The organism is Streptomyces sp. NPDC023573 (assembly GCF_055559735.1).
The window spans coordinates 151,813-166,748 of sequence record NZ_JBVHKB010000009.1 but is presented as its reverse complement, the minus strand read 5'-3'; the positions used below and the strand labels follow the sequence as shown (position 1 = coordinate 166,748).

Genomic DNA, 14,936 nt, shown 5'->3' with positions numbered 1-14,936 from the left:
GGGCAGACCGTCTCCTTCAGTCGTCAGTTCCCGGAAGTCCGGGCAGGTTCTGGATGGTCAAGGTGCCGTCGGCGAGGCCGGCGGCCGTGATGCGGGTCAGGTCGTCGAGGGCGGCGGACTGTTCCCGCAGTAGCCCTGCTCGGAGCTCGATCTCGGCGAGCGCGGCGTCGTACCGCTCCGCCTCTTCGCGCCCCAGGTCGGGGATGATCAGGTCCTCGATGCTGCGGGAGGCCCGTACGGCACCATTGGTGCGCGCGTACTCGGCGGCCGCCGCTCCCAGCAGCGCGGCCAGCACCCGCGGCCGGACAGGCGGGTCGGCGTCGGGGTGGACGCGCAGTATGCGGGCCGGAGCCGTGACCACCGACAGGCCGCTGGTGTCGACGTGGACGCCGAAGCGTGGGCTGGTGGTGACCATGACGTCGCCGGGCTCGGTGAACTGGGCGTGCTCATACGCCGTGAGGAGTAAACCGCGGTCGATCCGGCGGCTGCCGAGCCGCGCGGTGCCGAGGATCTCGTCCGGGCCGAGCACCGCGTAGTGCCCGTCGGCCGTGAGGTGCTCGGGCGCGATGCGGTGGCCGGGACGGCGGCGCAAGCGGCGATCGTCGAGGAGGCGACGGACCGTGGTGCGCCGCACCGGCTGGTCCTCGGAGCGCAGCACGGCCTGGACACGCATCGCCGCGCGCAGGTCGGCGTGGAGACGGGACTGCTGCTGGAGGTCCGCCAGACGCTGCTCGAGGTCGCTGATGCGTGCCGGACGCTCGACGACGGCACGGGCGTAGCGGGCCTCGGCGGGGCGCCGGCTCGCGGTGAAGGCGGTGCCCGGGCGGTCATCGAGTTCCTTCGCGGGGACGATTAAGCCGTGGCGGGGCTCGTGCCGCCGGTCGTCGCGCCAGCCGGACGCGCGCCAGATGGCGATGTCCTCGGCAAGCGCGTCGAGCACCGGTCCGGTGAGCGGCTTCGCTGACAGATCGGTGAGCAGGACCCGGCCGGCCCGCTCCTCCTGCGGGGTGCGGGAGAGGACCCACACCGCAGTGCGGTAGCCGGGGCGGTACGGCATGGCGCCGTCGGGCAGGCTGATCGCGGCCTTCAGCAGGCCCTCGCCGAGGAAGGAGCGACGCAGCCGGTCGGCTTCGCCGTGTCGGGGCAGCGGACGTACGAGGACGTCAGCCGGTCCGAGAATGACGGCGGTGGAGCCGGCTTCGAGGTAGTCGGTGAGCGCCTGCACCTGCTCGAGGACGGCCTCCGGGCGGCGGGTCTCCGCAGCCTCGTACGGGATGGCGCACACCAGCAGGTTTGGGTATCCCCACTCGTCGACCGAGGCCGACAGGTCCGCGCCCTCCATGACGTCGAGGTTGAACTCATACACCCCCCGGACGAGCATGCGACGGCGTACGAGGCGGACGCGGGCCGAGTCGGGGTCGGCGGCTAGATAGGTGTGGCCGGAGTCTTCGGCGGCCTGGTCGTGCAGGGCGGCGAGGAGGTCGCCGGCACGGGCGTGTGGGGTGGCGACGACGGACTCCTCGCGGAGGGTGTCGATGCCGGACACAGCGGCGAGGGCCCGGAGGACCGCCGGGGCGGGTACGTCGACGGCCAGTTCGTGGGAGCCGAGACGCTGCCGCGCCTCCAGGACCCAGTCGAAGGCCTCGGCCGCGGTGTAGGCGGCCTCGGTCAGTTCGTCCGCAAGCGCGGCGAGGGCCGGGCCGGTGGGATCCGGGGCGGGTACGGCACGCAGCTCGGCCAGGAGGAACTGGTCGTCGGCGTCCAGTTCGGCGGCCCTGGCCACCAGCGCATCCCAGTGTTGGTCGGCGACCGGAGCGTCGTACTGCTGACGCAGGCAGAGCAGCGCCGTAAGCGCGCCCACCAGGACGGATGCCGGAAGTGCGGGAGTCCGCCAGGCGGCGAGGGTGTGCAGGGCGAGCTCGGCGCGCAGGCGGCGAGGGGCCGCGTTGCCGCGGCCCGTGTCCGTCAGCCAGTCGACAACGGCGCGGGCGTCGAACACGGGACGGCCGTCCTCGTGGGCGATCGGTGCCGGGAAGTCCGGGTGGCGACGGCTCCACGTGGTGGGAACCGGCCGCTTTACCTGTGCGAGGGAGGCAATTTCGGCGTATGTGATCCGCCAGGTCGGCTCCTCGGGCACGATGAGCGATGTTGCTCCAAACGCACTGGTCATGAGCCCCACCCCCTCTGCATGCAGACCTTGTTCTCTTCTCCTGCGCGGGCCGGTCGGATCATCTGGACCCCGGTTCGGCGGCAGGTGTCAGAACTTTACAGCGAGGACTTGGGTTGTCTCCCAGTTGCGCTGATAACCGGGGTTATCACTCTTCTTGAGTTGCAACAAGCTGTAAGCGCTCAGTGTGGTGCCGCACGGCCAGCCAAGGCCTCAGCGCACCAAAAGCTGGAGAACACATGATCAGTGCCCGCTCGAAGCCGGCCTCCGGTCGGCACCTGAAGCGGCGGCGGAAGGAGTGACCTGGCCGCCCAGGATCAGTCCGCCACCCGCCTCCCAGGTCCCAGCGTTCACAGTCGAAATGGAGAACCTCAATGAGCACTCACGCCGACCCAATCGTCGACGGTGCGACCCCGATGAGCGCTTACGAGGGGCAGGTGTGGGACAAGCTCAACGAGCACTGGCAGCGCCGAAACAACCGCCGTGGTCTGCCGAACTGGGCGAGCGCCGCGATCGGTCGCACTGGTGAGGTCGCGGGAAACGCCGTGCGACGGGTTACGGACGCTGTGCCAGAGGTGGTGACGGAACCGATCCGTCGCGCGGGCGACGCGGTTGCCGATAAGGCCATGCGGCCGGCACTCACAGCCGCGGCAGCGATGCTCGAGCTGGTCAATGACTGGGCCATGGAGCTCAACGACCCGAAGAACGTCGAGAAGCTCGCCCGCAGGCGAGGCTTCGACATCGACAGTTTCTCCGAATTGCGAGGACAGGACCTCAAGGTCTGCGACCAGCTGCTGACCTCCAACACCCTCAAGTGGCGAACCGCCGGCGCGTTCGAAGGCGGCGCCATGGGCCTGCTGGCCATGGTCCCCGTCGCCGGTATTCCCGTCGCTCTGACAGCGGACATCCTCGTCATTCAGGTCTTGAGCACGTCGATCGCATCGCGCATCGCGTACTCCTACGGTTACGACGCCAAAGACCCTGGTGAGCAGGTCTTCATCCAACGCCTGGTACAGCGGTCCTTCATGGCACAAGCGGCCAAAGTCAAGCCGTTGAGTGACACCGCCCGGGCGGCGAGCGCGGTCAAGGGACGCATACGTTGGTCGGACAACCTCCGCAAGGATCACCGTCTCCTTGCCGCGCTCGAGAAGCTGATGCAACAGCTGGGTCCGGCTGGCGCCAGGGTGCCCGTAAAGAATGTCGCCAAGGTCGTGCCCTTCGTGGGCGTTCTTATCGGCGCCGGCATGAATTCCGCGGTCCTCGGCAACGTGGCGGCAGACGCCCGGCGGTACTGCCAGACCCGATTCCTGTGCGAGAAGTACGGGCTGCCGCTGCCGACCGCACTGGCGAGCGACCGAGACGAGGACGACCCCCAGACCGACGCCACGTAAGAGATGGCCGCTGGGTCCACGATGCAACCTCGGCGGGCCCCCGCTGGCGAGCGAGCACCCGCGCCCTGTCCGGGCTGCACTTCACCACCCTGGCGGGATGGGCCGGGAGACTCCGAACCTCCTGCAGATCCTGGCGACTCGGTTTTGGGCTAACGAATCGCGGTGTTCCCTTCGCCCCGGGTCACCAACCCCAACGGGTAGCAAAAAGCCGCCGCACTTCCCATCACCAACACCGATGGGAACGGACAGCCGAGCCCGATTGGCCGAGAACCAGATGCACGTCATGGTTTTCGCCCCGGCGAGAAGACCACCAAAGTGATCACCGGCAAGGGTGCCTTCGCACCCAAGTACGTCGGCGGCAGGGACGGCCTATTCGACGACGGTGCCCGCGGCGACGTGTCCTGCCACGGGCAGAACCCAGCCAGTGTCTGGCTGATCGCATGCGCGATCACAAGGTGTCAGGCACTCGGGGTGCCAGCAAGCCGGTTTCGGGGCCGACGACGGCGGACTCCACGCCTGCACTTGAGCGGACGGCTGCTACGGGTGGGTGACAGCCAGAGTGGTGCCGAGCCCATCTGGGTGGGTACCAAAGCTCGAAACTGCTCGAGAAGGGGTTGTCGATACCTGCGGCGACTCCACTCAGGGGCCACCCCGGTACTGCGATAGCGGCCGCGTGGGCACCTCCGTAGCCTTGGTTGTCCAGGCCTCAGAGTCTCTCCGCCCGTGGGCTTCGCGGAATGCCACGCCCCGAGCGGTTGCCTTCTCCACATCAGGCCGTTATACGCCGGTTGTTCAACATTTCAACGAGGGACATCCCGGACCTTCCCGAGGAGAACACCGAGCGACTTCGCCTTCTCCTCCAGCCCGGAGTTCAGTTCTACGGACTCCTCGAGCACCACTACGGGCTGGGCCTGGCCGTGTCGCGGAACAGCACGGACTGACCTGCTGGCGTGCTCGACAACCTCCGTCAGGCAATTCGTCCTTTCGTCAGCCGGTACCTGGGGAACCGCGACCCACGCGCCGTACGCGGTCCGTTTACTGATCCAGCCGAGGTCGAAGTGCGGACCGCGGCGCGTCGGGGCGCGGACTTCGAGTGCCGTCCGTCCAGTGACCTGCTCGATCAGGCGCGACAACAGCTTCTCGTGTCGCGGCGTGCCGCGTCCCAGAACACCGGCCTCGAACCGGCCGAGCCCTCGGGTGCGCAGATGAAGCCTGTCGAACGGTCCACCGAGGAAACCATCTCCGACCTCAGGCATGACCGCCACGTGATCGCCCTGCACTTTGAGGTCCCGGCAGCGAGCCGGAGCTCCGAACAGAAGATCTGCATAGCCGGCGGCGTCGACCACGTGTACGTGTTGGCCTGCTTTGCGTGAGTCCAGCACCGCCAGAAGTTTCCTACTCAGTCCCCGGTCCATGTCCTTGACGTTGCCTGCCAGCTCTCCATGGACCACGAGGGTCACCTTCCTGGAAAAACTGTTCTGGCATGTAGCTCCTAGCGTCTGCGAACGAGAGAAGCAGTCCTTACGGATAACCCATTCACCGTCCACCAGGGTTTTTCCGGTGAACATGACTGCGTGCCCCCGTAGTTCGCGTATCCAGCCTGTGCATGGTGCGGACACTTTCGTCAGCCTCCAACCGGGTCTGAACAGCCCTCGTCGTGCAGCGTACTTCGGGTGCCGCGGACAAGGAGGCACGTCCCGACTACCGACCCCGGCCTACTCGGGCCAGGGGCAACGTAGTTGGCCTGTGCTGCTACACGCCGACTGGCTGTCAACCCTCCAGTGCTGCTCTCACAAGAATGGGCATGAACTCTTGAGAGACGTCCTGATAACCCCAGTTATCAGTTTCTAGCAACCTTCCATGCCTTCGTCTTTCTAATGTTCCGTCTGTGAGCAGGGCGGCAGAAGTCCCAGGGCAGCGCCCGCTCCCGTCACCCACGCACTCGACGCCCGGAGGCACCTCATGACGGAACGGCCCGATCAGAGCGCGCACGACCCCGAAGACACCGAGCCGTCGGACCAGGACGACCGGCCCGAAACAATGGCGACCCTCATGCGCAGGCGCATCGAGGAGTCGCCTCTCGGCGAGCCCGTGAAGCTGCTCCTGAAGGAGGCGCTGGGCGCCGGCGAGGCCCGGGGAGCATCTACAGTCGGCCGGATCTACCTCGAATCAGTCGCCGTCACCCGGTTCCGCGGCATCGGACCGCGCGCCTGGCTCAAGCTGACCCCCCGGCCCGGAGTGAACCTGGTCGTGGGTCGCAACGGATCCGGCAAGTCCAGCATCGCCGAGGGCATCGAGACTGCTTTCACTGGCGTGAATCTGCGCTGGCAGGGGCAGCACGCGATGCGTAGCAGCAACTGGCGCAACCTTCACGACACTGGCGGCAGGCCGGAGATCGAGGTCAAGTTGGCCATCGAGGGAGACGCTGGCCGCAGCACCCTCACTCGCACCTGGGAAGGCGAAGGATTCGGAGACTCCCAGGCAGAGCTCAAGCGGCCGGAACACGGCCGCGCGCTCCTCGATCAGGTGGACTGGAAGCAGGACCTGCAGGACTTCCGGCCCTTCCTGTCGTACGTCGATCTCGACCGCATGATCAGCGGCAAGCCCTCCGAGATGTACGACGCCATCGCCACCATCCTCGGGCTGGGGCAGCTCAGCGCCGCCGACAGCCGGCTCCGCAGGGAAGCCAAGGCGCTCGAAGAGGCGGAGAAAGCGGCGAAGGCGGAGCTGCCAGGCCTCAAGGAGGCCCTGTACGAGTTGGAGGACGACGATCGTGCGGTCCAGGCGCTCGTGGCCATCGACACAGCCGGAGCCCCCGACTTCCAAGCCCTGGATGCCTTGGTCACCGGTCTGCCCGGCGGCACGGACGCCAACCTGATCGCCGGGCTGCGTGCCGAAGCCGATGTACAGGAACCCGATGTGGCGCAGGTCCGCACCGCAGTGGATCGCCTGCGCAAGGCTCTCGCCGACATCGAAGACCTGCACGGCACCGGTACCGAAGAAGCCCTGCAGCGTGCGGAACTCCTCGAACGGGCCGTGGCGCACCACGACCGCCATCCCGACGAGGGCTCCTGCTCCGTGTGCGGGACCGCCGGGGTGCTGGACGCGGCATGGGCTGCGGACGCCATCGCCCAGATCGCCGCACTGCGGCAGGAGGCGGAGACAGCTGCAGGCGCGCGCAGCGAACTCCGGTCAGCCGCGAGAGCCGTACAGGATCTCGTTCACACGCCTACGCGGATCCCCACCTCCCTCACTGACCCTTGGCACGCCTGGACCGCGTGCCGGTCGATCAGCGATCCGGGCGAGCTCGCTCGGCGCGCCCTCGATGCCGCCGTGCCCCTGGCCGATGCCTGTGCCGCGGTCAAGGAGCGTGCCATCAGGGAGTTGGAGAAGCGTGACGAACGCTGGCGCAGGCTCGTGCTCCGCCTGGCGGGCTGGGCGGAGAAGGCCCAGACCGTGGAGGCGAGCAAGTCTCAGTTGAGGGACATCAAGAAGGCGAGCACCTGGATCAAGGCGCTGGCCACCGAATTGCGGGAACAGCGCATGGAAGGTTTCGCCGAACAGTCGCAGCGGATCTGGGAGCAGCTCCGCCAGGAGAGCAACATCGATCTCAAGGTCGTGAGCCTGAAGGGCAGCGAGAAGGCCACTGTCCGCAAGCTCGTCATGGATGTCTCCGTCGACGGCCAGGAGGCCTCGGCTCTCAGCGTGATGAGCCAGGGCGAGCAGCACTCCCTTGCACTGTCCCTGTTCTTGCCCCGCGCCGCCACCGCCGACAGCCCATTCGGCTTCATCGTCATCGACGACCCCGTGCAGTCCATGGACCCCGCCAAGGTCAACGGACTCGCCCAAGTCTTGCACCAGCTCGGCGAGCACCGACAGGTCGTTGTGTTCACCCACGACACCCGACTCCAGCGGGCGTTCACCAGCCAGGATCTGCCCGTGACGGTGTTCGAGGTCGAGCGGGCCAAGTCGTCCAAGGTGAAGGTCAAGCCGGTGACCGACCCGGTGCGGCAGGCGCTTGACGACGCGCGAGCCCTCGCCAGTACCAGTGACCTGCCGACGGCGGCACGGACCCACGTGCTGCCCAGCCTGTGCCGTATCGCCCTGGAGAACGCCTTCCTCGAGGCCGCCTGGATCCGGCACCACCGCTCCGGCGCGCCCGAGCACTCACTGCAGGCGGCCGTCGGCGAAGCCGACAAGCTGCTGAAGGTCGCGGCGCTGGCCCTGTTCGGCGACGCCGGGCGGACCGGTGATGTCTACCAGGAACTGCGCACCCTTTGCGGGCCGCGTGCGGTGGAACTCCTCAAGCAGTGCCAGAACGGTGCCCACGCCGCCGGGGCTCAGATCATCGACCCCCACCGATTCGTCGACGACATCGAGACCATGGCGCAGAAGGTACGCAGGCCGGAGGTGACTGCGTGATGAGCACTCCCACTGCCTCTGTTGAGGAGCTCCTTCTGACCGCTGATCGGTTGCTTGTCGACGGCTTTGGTGCCACGGCCGCCGGCTGCCATCGCGGAGCCTCGCTCGCTCTTCGAACCGCTCTGGAGATTTCCGTCGACCTCGCTCTCGAGGCCGCGGTGCCAGGACTCGCCGGCACCACGATGCGGGCCAAGATGTTGTGCCTCCGCTGTTACACCTCGACTGAGACCGCTCGCCGCACCACCGCCGTCTGGTCACACCTATGCCTGGGGTGCCACTACCACCAATACGAGATCGGCCCCGCACAGGACCAGGTCCGCATCTGGCAGGCGGAGGTCGGCGAGTTGGTCGGGGCGTTGGCCACCAACAGGCCTTGATGGTCTTTCGCCGGAGCCGAGCGCATCACCGCCGCAGCGTCCACGGGCACCGCACGGGGGGATGCTCATGGGTGCTACCACGCACGATGCAATCATCGCTGCAGCGCTGAGAGCGATCGATCGCGCCTACGCCTGCTGGACCACGAGGCGGAGCGGTGGGGAGGTCGGCAGAGAGTGAAGGCACGTTCGCAACCGCCCGAAACAGAGACTGGTGACCGACCTACTCCTTCGTCGGCGCTATCCGCCATCCAGGCCAGCTCCACTGGCTATTTATGTAGCCATCACCGATGGTAATTCCATGCATCTCCCCGGACCCCGCTTTCATCGCACAGTGACCCTCGTCGTGATCGATGCACAAGAGCGCGTAGCCCTCTTTCCGCTCTTTAATTCCGTCCACAAGCGCTGGACCTTGCCACACACCCCCGTCCGGCCGGTCGAGTCCGACGCCGCGGCCGCCCTGAGGCTAGGAACACGTTGCTTCAGCGGCTCGGTCATCCGATTGGGGCCAGTTGTCGGACGAAGATGGGCCACCGTTCCCTCGAGCAGCTTGCCACGGGTACGAATGGAGGAGCATGTGTTCCTCACTCGCGCAAGGGCCCCCTTGGCCTCCACCTCGATCCATGGAGGAGGACGGTCTGGGCTGGCTGTCATGTGGGCAGCACGAGCGAGGCTCTCGTCGCTCCTGCAGGAACCCCACCTCGACAGCACGGCGACCCTGATCGACGGCTACCTCAACGGCTGGCTACCCGACGGTCCAATCACCCTGAATTGAATGGCATGTTGGCGCTCGCCTGCACGAGCCCTCATCGACGTCGCAGGGCCAGTCCACCAAGCGCAACCCCGGAACAAAGAGACCCGTGCGGCCCCGCCGTACGGGGGACGCGGAGACCAACGAACGCCCCGAAGAGGATCACCGCCGTGGCTACGCAAGCTCCCCTTCGACGCGATGGTTTGCGCGCCCCCTCCCTTGCGTAGGCGAGATTCAGCAAGGTGCCCCACGAGGGCACACGGTGGCTCTAGAGTGACGCTTGCATGCAAGGTTGCGCACGGACCTGCGCGCAACTTGGGTTGGACGTGCGGAGTTTGATGGGAGGTCGGCAATGAGCAAGATGCTCTTCCATCGTCTCGACGCGGAGGAACACGCTGCTCGGGAGTTGGTTGCCCGGCTGCGCGCCGAGATCGCCGTTGCCGAGGAGCGGCTGGCAGAACTTGCAATCACGCGGCGTACTGCAGCGCAGCTTCTCGAAGAGGCACCTCCTGGCGAACCGACTGCGAGTGGAGGATCCGCCGAAGGCCGCGACGGGGGTCATACACAGTCCTCCACGGATGGTGCTTCAGAATCCACCGAGTCGGATGCAGGGTCGACCCCCGGCAGGCAGCCGGGTACACAACAGCGGCGCAGGGAAGACAAGCAGCAGGGTACGCAACACTCTGGTCGGCTTACCGAGCTGAACCGGAAGGTTGTCACTCTGGTGGGCTCGGCTGATCGGCCGATGAGCCCCAAGGACGTAGTCATCCCCCTCGTTGACAAGAGTGCGCCGCGAGCAGAGATCGAGCGGATGCGTCACCGGCTCAACCGCCTGGTGAACAAGGGATTCCTGAAGCAGGTCGGACCGGGCCTGTACACCGGGGCGGAGGTGGATCGATAAGTAGCAGCGCCTAGCAGCACGTTCATTGCCGTGAAGGATCAGCACGGCGCTGGACGGTGAATTGGTGGTGCCGCCAAGGGATCAGTCTCGGCGGCACCGAGCATGTGAGTCCGACTAGGGGCTTCTGCATGCCATTTTTGAGGGTAGCCCACCGTCGGGCCACCTGTGGCGTGCTGAGCCCAATCCGTCCTGCCTGCACGGCTGACGTGCAGGTTCCGGAGGTTCAGCAATGCATCGATCCCGGATCATTGGTACCCGGGTAGAGACCCACGCCGAGTCCGTCCTCCAGACGGCTCAACGTCGCCACGTCCGGCCAGCTACTGCCGGCGAGGAGATTCGCGACCGCCTGACGGTTGACGCCACTGAGGGCGGCGACGCGTCGCAGACCCAGCCCCTGAAGGGTCATTTGCCTGGTCAGGGCTTGTGCAACCGCCTGCACAACCCTGGCCTGGGGCTGGTCAACGAACGTCGCCTCGGGCCAGTTCTCCGGGTCCCGAGCCAGCTCCCGCGGCGGCCTGCTGCGGCCTCGTCCTCCGGTCATGCGCATGCGCTCCTGACAGTCGAAGTGCACACTCACGAAACAGGCGGCCACTTGTGTAGCCACTTTTCGTGGTGCGTTCCTTTGGAGACGGCTATGAGCGGCGCGATCCTCGGCTACCAGCCGTTGGAAAAGCCATCGGAGTGGCCCTTGGTCGCCGATGGCGTCCGCATGGTGGCCGCAGCGACCTGCGATTCCGTCCCATATCCAGTCCCGAAAGTGATGCTGGCGCTCTCCGGTCTGGCCATGTACGCCGAGCGCGTCGGCATTGCCCGCGACCCTCTGGCATGGCTGGCGCCAGAGGTGATGACGCGCTACCTGCTCGCACGGACGAAACTCGAAGGCAGCTCCGTCCAGACGTACCGGAGCATCCTCCTGCGCATCCGCGAGGCTTTGCTGTGGTTGGAGTACGGACAGCAGCCCACGCCCCGAATGAGCGCCAAGCGCCAACGCGCTGCCCCGTACACCCCGCCGGAACTCGCCCGCTACCTGATGTGGGCCCGCGCACTGCCCCCTACCTCCACCCTCGGCGGCAGCGCCCTGGCCCTGCTGGCCCTCGGCTCCGGCTGCGGACTGGCACGCCGCGAGGTACTGGCCACCCGCGGCACCGACGTCACCGTGCTGCCGTCGGAAGCGGTGGTCGTCGCAGTGCCAGGCAGCGACCGACTGGTGGTCTGCCGAGCGATGTGGGAGGAGGTACTCGCCGCAAGGGCGTGGGAAGCCGGCGACGGATACCTGTTCCTGCCCCAACGCCAGGTCGCCGACCCCAAGAACGGCGTGTCCAACTGGGTCGAGCGAACTCTTGGGGGTGCATCGGGGCTTCCCGGACTGAAGCTGGCCCGGCTGCGCAGCACCTGGATCGTTGAGCTCCTTCGCCAACGTGTCCCAGAAGATGTCATCGCCAGGGCGGCGGGCATGAAGTCGACCGCCGCCCTGGCCCCCTACCGAGCATCGGTCCCCCCGCTCACCACCGCGGCCACCGCCCGCATGCTGCGCGGCTCGGCATGAGAACGCCCGCCGATGATCCCCGCTATCAACCTGGCAACGGCCGCCCCCGCCGCCCGTATCCGCGCTCACACGAGCCGTCCGAGATGGCTGACAGCAAGGTCATGAAGCTTCGGCGCACGCTCCATCAGAGCGGCGTCGTTGAGATGATCGAGGCCCAGTTTGCAGGTCTGCCGGGCCCGCCCGGATACCCCGTCCGTCTGGTTCTGCTCGGTCTGGTCTGCGCGAGCTACGAGAGAACCAGTGGCAACCTCGACGACGCCTTCGAGATCATGACGTTCGGTACCAGCGAGAGGCTGCGCGCCCACCTCTCGATTCCGACCTGCGACATCGAGGACCAGGACGCGGTCAACGCGCTCTACAACCGCTTCCACCGCGCCTGGACCCGCATGAACCGGCTGCTGGACGCTGCGCCGCACCAGCGCCGCAGTCGGCTTCCCAGAGCAGCAGGCCGCAAAGTGGCCGCTCAGTGGAACGGTGAACACGGACAGCCCGCTCTCCGCCGCCTGGAAGAACTGGCCAACCGGCTGGTCACCGTCCCGGTCCGCATCGCCTGCGTGAAAGGTCTGATGCGCCACTGGCGCGGCGACACTGCGATCGACACCACCTGCGTGCCAACTTGGGCCCGTCCCCACACACGCAAGCGCTCCGCTCTGGAGGCGAGCGCGAACTGGCACTACAAGGGGGGCGGCGACCGGGAGTTCGGCTACAGCGCCACGCTCGCCATCGCGGCCCACGCCGACCCGGACCGAGCCGGCCGTTACCCACAGCTGATCCTCGGCATGGTGCTGCACACGCCGGAGAAGGACATGGGCCGCCACGCCCACTACGTCAGCGCCGTGCTGGCACAGCTCACAGAGCTCCGTGGCTTCACCGCGGCCGACCGCGCCTACACCAAACTCCTCCCCGAGAACTTCCACCGGCCGATGCGTGCCCTCGGCTACATGCCCGTGCTCGACTTCACTGGGCCCCAGGTCACCTCCGCCAGGGCGGAAGGCCATCACCAGGGCGCGATCACGAAGGTCGGTCGGCTCTTCTGCCCCCTCACGCCACGCCGCTTGCTCGACCTGTACTCGCAGATCCGCAGCGCCAAGAACGAGCGTGAACGCATCCCGCTTCGAGAGCGGCTGCAGGAGATCGAGGCGTACGCGCTCACCCGTAAGGACACACTCGACGATCGCGGAACCGAGCGGTTCGCCTGCCCCATCACCAAGCTCAACTGCCCTTGGGCACAGGAGCGTGAGGGCCGCGGCGCACCACCGAAGAAGGGGCCAGTACCGGTCGTCATCAACCTCGATGCCCACAGGGAGCGCACCGCGCACCCCGCAAGCCGGCCCACCGTAGAGCCCCCGACCCTGCCGCTCGCCGAACGCCCCAAATGTTGCCGCCAGTCCTCCGTCACCGTGCAGGCACACGTCATGCCCCGCACGCGCCAGGAACTGCCTTGGCAAACGCCCTCCTGGGCCCTGGCCTACCAGACGCTGCGGGCTCACATCGAAGGTGGCAACGGGCGGCTGAAGTCCGTCGACTCCGCCCTGCACGCCCGGGAAAGACGTCAGCCCCGTGGTCGCGTCGCCCAGACCCTCCTGTCCGCCATCACCGTCATGGTCCACAACATCAAGGAACTCGAGCAGTACCTGGCCGCGAGCAAGCAGAGCGCGATCACCGGCCTCGACCTCGAGCCGAACGACGTCCTTCTGCCCTACCCGACGATCAGCTTGACGGTCCCGCCCCGCCCTCAAGTGCTGAGCCGTAGCCCCTGAGCGGGCACGTTCCGGGTAATTGAAGATCGACACGTCGCGAGACCGCAGGAGCCTGCCTCCACGCCTGCGGTCCCCGCGGCATGTCCGCATCCCGACCCCCGGTCCGTTCCGACGCGGGCCGCCGCGCTTCCCGGCGGCCCGGCAGGCTGACTTTCACACAAGCAGGAGCTCAAACGACGAGATCCCGGTCAGACGGTGACCGTCTGACCGGGATCTCGTGAACCGTTCCGGGATGAACCCGTGAACAGCCCGTGCGGTGGACCTGTGGGGATTTGAACCCCAGACCCCCTCGATGCGAACGAGGTGCGCTACCAGACTGCGCCACAGGCCCTTGCAACGAGTGAAACTCTAGCACCCTCATCGGGGTGCTCGGAAATCCGTATCCCGGCAGGTCACCGAGTCGGGTTCCCCGCCGGGCTCACTCGTTGGCCGCGCGCGGCCGGTCCTCGTCGTCGTACTGGTCGAAGAGGGGCGTACGGCCGCGGTCGCGGGTGCGCCTGGCCTGGTTGGAGCGGCGGCGCGGGGCCGGTTCGGCATCGGGCGTGGCGGACTCCTGCGCGCCCGTCCGGGTCGGCTCCGCCGGGCTGGAGCGGGCCGCGCTCCAGGTCTCCGGGTCGCCGACCTCGACGCCGCCCGTGGCGCGCGGGGCGACCGGGGCGGTGACGTAGGTCGGCAGCGGGACCGGCACCGGCTCCCAGCTGTCGCCCTGGGCCGGCCCGCGTTCGCGCTGCTGGTCGACCCACTCGGCGTGGTCCGTCTGCTCGACGAGGGCGCGTCGGCCCGCCTCCTGGGGGGAGACCGTGGGCACGGGGACGGCCGCTTCGGGCTCCTCGTCGGCCTCGGCCGGAGCCGAGGAAGCGGGCTGGTGCCTGCGGGTCCGGTTCTCACGCAGGCGCTGCGCGGCCACCTCGGCCCGGCGCCGGTCCATGGTGAAGACGAACCGGCGGCGCTCCTGGGCCCGCAGATGCACGATGTACGAGCTCAGCAGCACGGCAGGCACGGCCGGTGCCCACAGGAAGCGGAGCCCGCCCACCGCCGCGACGACGGCGCCGAGCGTGAACGCCATGAACAGGACCGTGGTGGTACGCCGGCGGCGCGCCAGGACCTGGGAGCGCCGTCGGCGCTCGCGTTCGGTCTCGGCACCGGAAAGCCGCCACCCCTCCCGCCGGGCGGGCTCCGGACGGGCGGCCCGCTCCTGCTGGCGCTCCTGTTCCGGACGGCCGGGGGCCGGGAGGCGCAACCGCGCTTCCGTACGGTCCGGGGGCGCGGAAAAGGCCCGGACGTCGACGGACTCCAATCGGTCCGTGACGGCATCCGGGTCCACGTCGCCAGGCGCCTCCTCGGCATCCCGCTCCCGCAGCTCCTTGGCGTAACGGCGCTCCATGGCCGCCCGTCCGGACAGCAGCCGGATGGCGGTGCTGAAGCGTTCCGTCGGACGGGCTTCATTGAGCTCGTCCTGCCTGCGGAGCCACATCGGCACCAAGTAGGCGGCCCATGCACCGACGATGACTGCGTAGATGAGGCCGCTGCTGCTCACGCTCACACCGTAGAGGGGTTTGCACGGCAGCATCCGCCAATTGGCCCGGTGTGTCGCACGATCCGGCTGATATGACGGACTTTTTTT

Annotated in this window: 10 protein-coding genes and 1 tRNA gene; 6 read left to right on the top strand and 5 right to left on the bottom strand. The window is 67.7% G+C overall.

The window, feature by feature from the left end; translation table 11 throughout:
* Positions 1 to 16: 16 nt before the first annotated feature.
* Positions 17 to 2,170, bottom strand: coding sequence for a hypothetical protein (locus ACZ32T_RS27305; RefSeq protein ID WP_467369527.1), 2,154 nt, complete (start codon positions 2,168 to 2,170; stop codon positions 17 to 19).
* Between the two features lie 371 nt (positions 2,171 to 2,541).
* On the opposite strand from ACZ32T_RS27305, the gene ACZ32T_RS27300 reads away from it, so the two are divergent.
* Positions 2,542 to 3,558 (top strand): EcsC family protein, encoded by a 1,017-nt coding sequence (locus tag ACZ32T_RS27300; RefSeq protein ID WP_167846871.1) that lies wholly within the window; start codon positions 2,542 to 2,544, stop codon positions 3,556 to 3,558.
* Between the two features lie 800 nt (positions 3,559 to 4,358).
* Here the strand turns inward: ACZ32T_RS27300 and ACZ32T_RS27295 are convergent.
* Positions 4,359 to 5,009 carry a hypothetical protein gene (locus ACZ32T_RS27295; RefSeq protein WP_467369525.1) on the bottom strand — a complete coding sequence of 217 codons (651 nt, stop codon included), beginning with the start codon at positions 5,007 to 5,009 and terminating at the stop codon, positions 4,359 to 4,361.
* Positions 5,010 to 5,520: 511 nt separating this feature from the next.
* Here ACZ32T_RS27295 and ACZ32T_RS27290 point away from each other — a divergent pair.
* The 3 genes from ACZ32T_RS27290 to ACZ32T_RS27280 all read left to right on the top strand — a co-directional run bounded on the left by ACZ32T_RS27290 (position 5,521) and on the right by ACZ32T_RS27280 (position 10,006).
* Positions 5,521 to 7,980: an AAA family ATPase gene (locus ACZ32T_RS27290; protein WP_467369523.1), complete on the top strand. Its 2,460-nt coding sequence runs from the start codon at positions 5,521 to 5,523 to the stop codon at positions 7,978 to 7,980.
* The gene (locus ACZ32T_RS27285) at positions 7,980 to 8,357 is read left to right on the top strand and encodes a hypothetical protein (RefSeq protein ID WP_167846875.1); all 378 of its coding nucleotides are present in this window, start codon (positions 7,980 to 7,982) and stop codon (positions 8,355 to 8,357) included. Before ACZ32T_RS27290 ends, ACZ32T_RS27285 begins: the two co-directional genes overlap by 1 nt.
* Before the next feature lie 1,100 nt (positions 8,358 to 9,457).
* Positions 9,458 to 10,006 (top strand): hypothetical protein, encoded by a 549-nt coding sequence (locus tag ACZ32T_RS27280; protein ID WP_467369520.1) that lies wholly within the window; start codon positions 9,458 to 9,460, stop codon positions 10,004 to 10,006.
* A 223-nt stretch (positions 10,007 to 10,229) separates the two neighbouring features.
* On the opposite strand, the gene ACZ32T_RS27275 is transcribed toward ACZ32T_RS27280, so the two are convergent.
* Positions 10,230 to 10,547: a helix-turn-helix domain-containing protein gene (locus ACZ32T_RS27275; RefSeq protein ID WP_382672492.1), complete on the bottom strand. Its 318-nt coding sequence runs from the start codon at positions 10,545 to 10,547 to the stop codon at positions 10,230 to 10,232.
* Between the two features lie 93 nt (positions 10,548 to 10,640).
* Here ACZ32T_RS27275 and ACZ32T_RS27270 point away from each other — a divergent pair, with 93 nt between their 5' ends.
* Positions 10,641 to 11,552: a hypothetical protein gene (locus ACZ32T_RS27270; RefSeq protein WP_467369516.1), complete on the top strand. Its 912-nt coding sequence runs from the start codon at positions 10,641 to 10,643 to the stop codon at positions 11,550 to 11,552.
* Positions 11,553 to 11,635: 83 nt separating this feature from the next.
* Positions 11,636 to 13,312 (top strand): hypothetical protein, encoded by a 1,677-nt coding sequence (locus ACZ32T_RS27265; RefSeq protein ID WP_467369514.1) that lies wholly within the window; start codon positions 11,636 to 11,638, stop codon positions 13,310 to 13,312.
* Positions 13,313 to 13,569: 257 nt separating this feature from the next.
* On the opposite strand, the gene ACZ32T_RS27260 is transcribed toward ACZ32T_RS27265, so the two are convergent.
* A tRNA-Ala gene (locus ACZ32T_RS27260) sits at positions 13,570 to 13,643 on the bottom strand.
* 87 nt (positions 13,644 to 13,730) lie between these two features.
* A complete protein-coding gene (gene sepX / locus ACZ32T_RS27255) occupies positions 13,731 to 14,849 on the bottom strand; it encodes a divisome protein SepX/GlpR (protein ID WP_467268575.1) in 1,119 nt (372 codons plus the stop codon).
* Positions 14,850 to 14,936 lie beyond the last annotated feature (87 nt).

Coding starts and splice junctions, on each gene's coding strand:
- ACZ32T_RS27305 (WP_467369527.1), bottom strand. CDS start 2,170: ATGACCAGTGCGTTTGGAGCAACATCGCTCATCGTGCCCGAGGAGCCG.
- ACZ32T_RS27300 (WP_167846871.1), top strand. CDS start 2,542: ATGAGCACTCACGCCGACCCAATCGTCGACGGTGCGACCCCGATGAGC.
- ACZ32T_RS27290 (WP_467369523.1), top strand. CDS start 5,521: ATGACGGAACGGCCCGATCAGAGCGCGCACGACCCCGAAGACACCGAG.
- ACZ32T_RS27285 (WP_167846875.1), top strand. CDS start 7,980: ATGAGCACTCCCACTGCCTCTGTTGAGGAGCTCCTTCTGACCGCTGAT.
- ACZ32T_RS27280 (WP_467369520.1), top strand. CDS start 9,458: ATGAGCAAGATGCTCTTCCATCGTCTCGACGCGGAGGAACACGCTGCT.
- ACZ32T_RS27275 (WP_382672492.1), bottom strand. CDS start 10,547: ATGACCGGAGGACGAGGCCGCAGCAGGCCGCCGCGGGAGCTGGCTCGG.
- ACZ32T_RS27270 (WP_467369516.1), top strand. CDS start 10,641: ATGAGCGGCGCGATCCTCGGCTACCAGCCGTTGGAAAAGCCATCGGAG.
- ACZ32T_RS27265 (WP_467369514.1), top strand. CDS start 11,636: ATGGCTGACAGCAAGGTCATGAAGCTTCGGCGCACGCTCCATCAGAGC.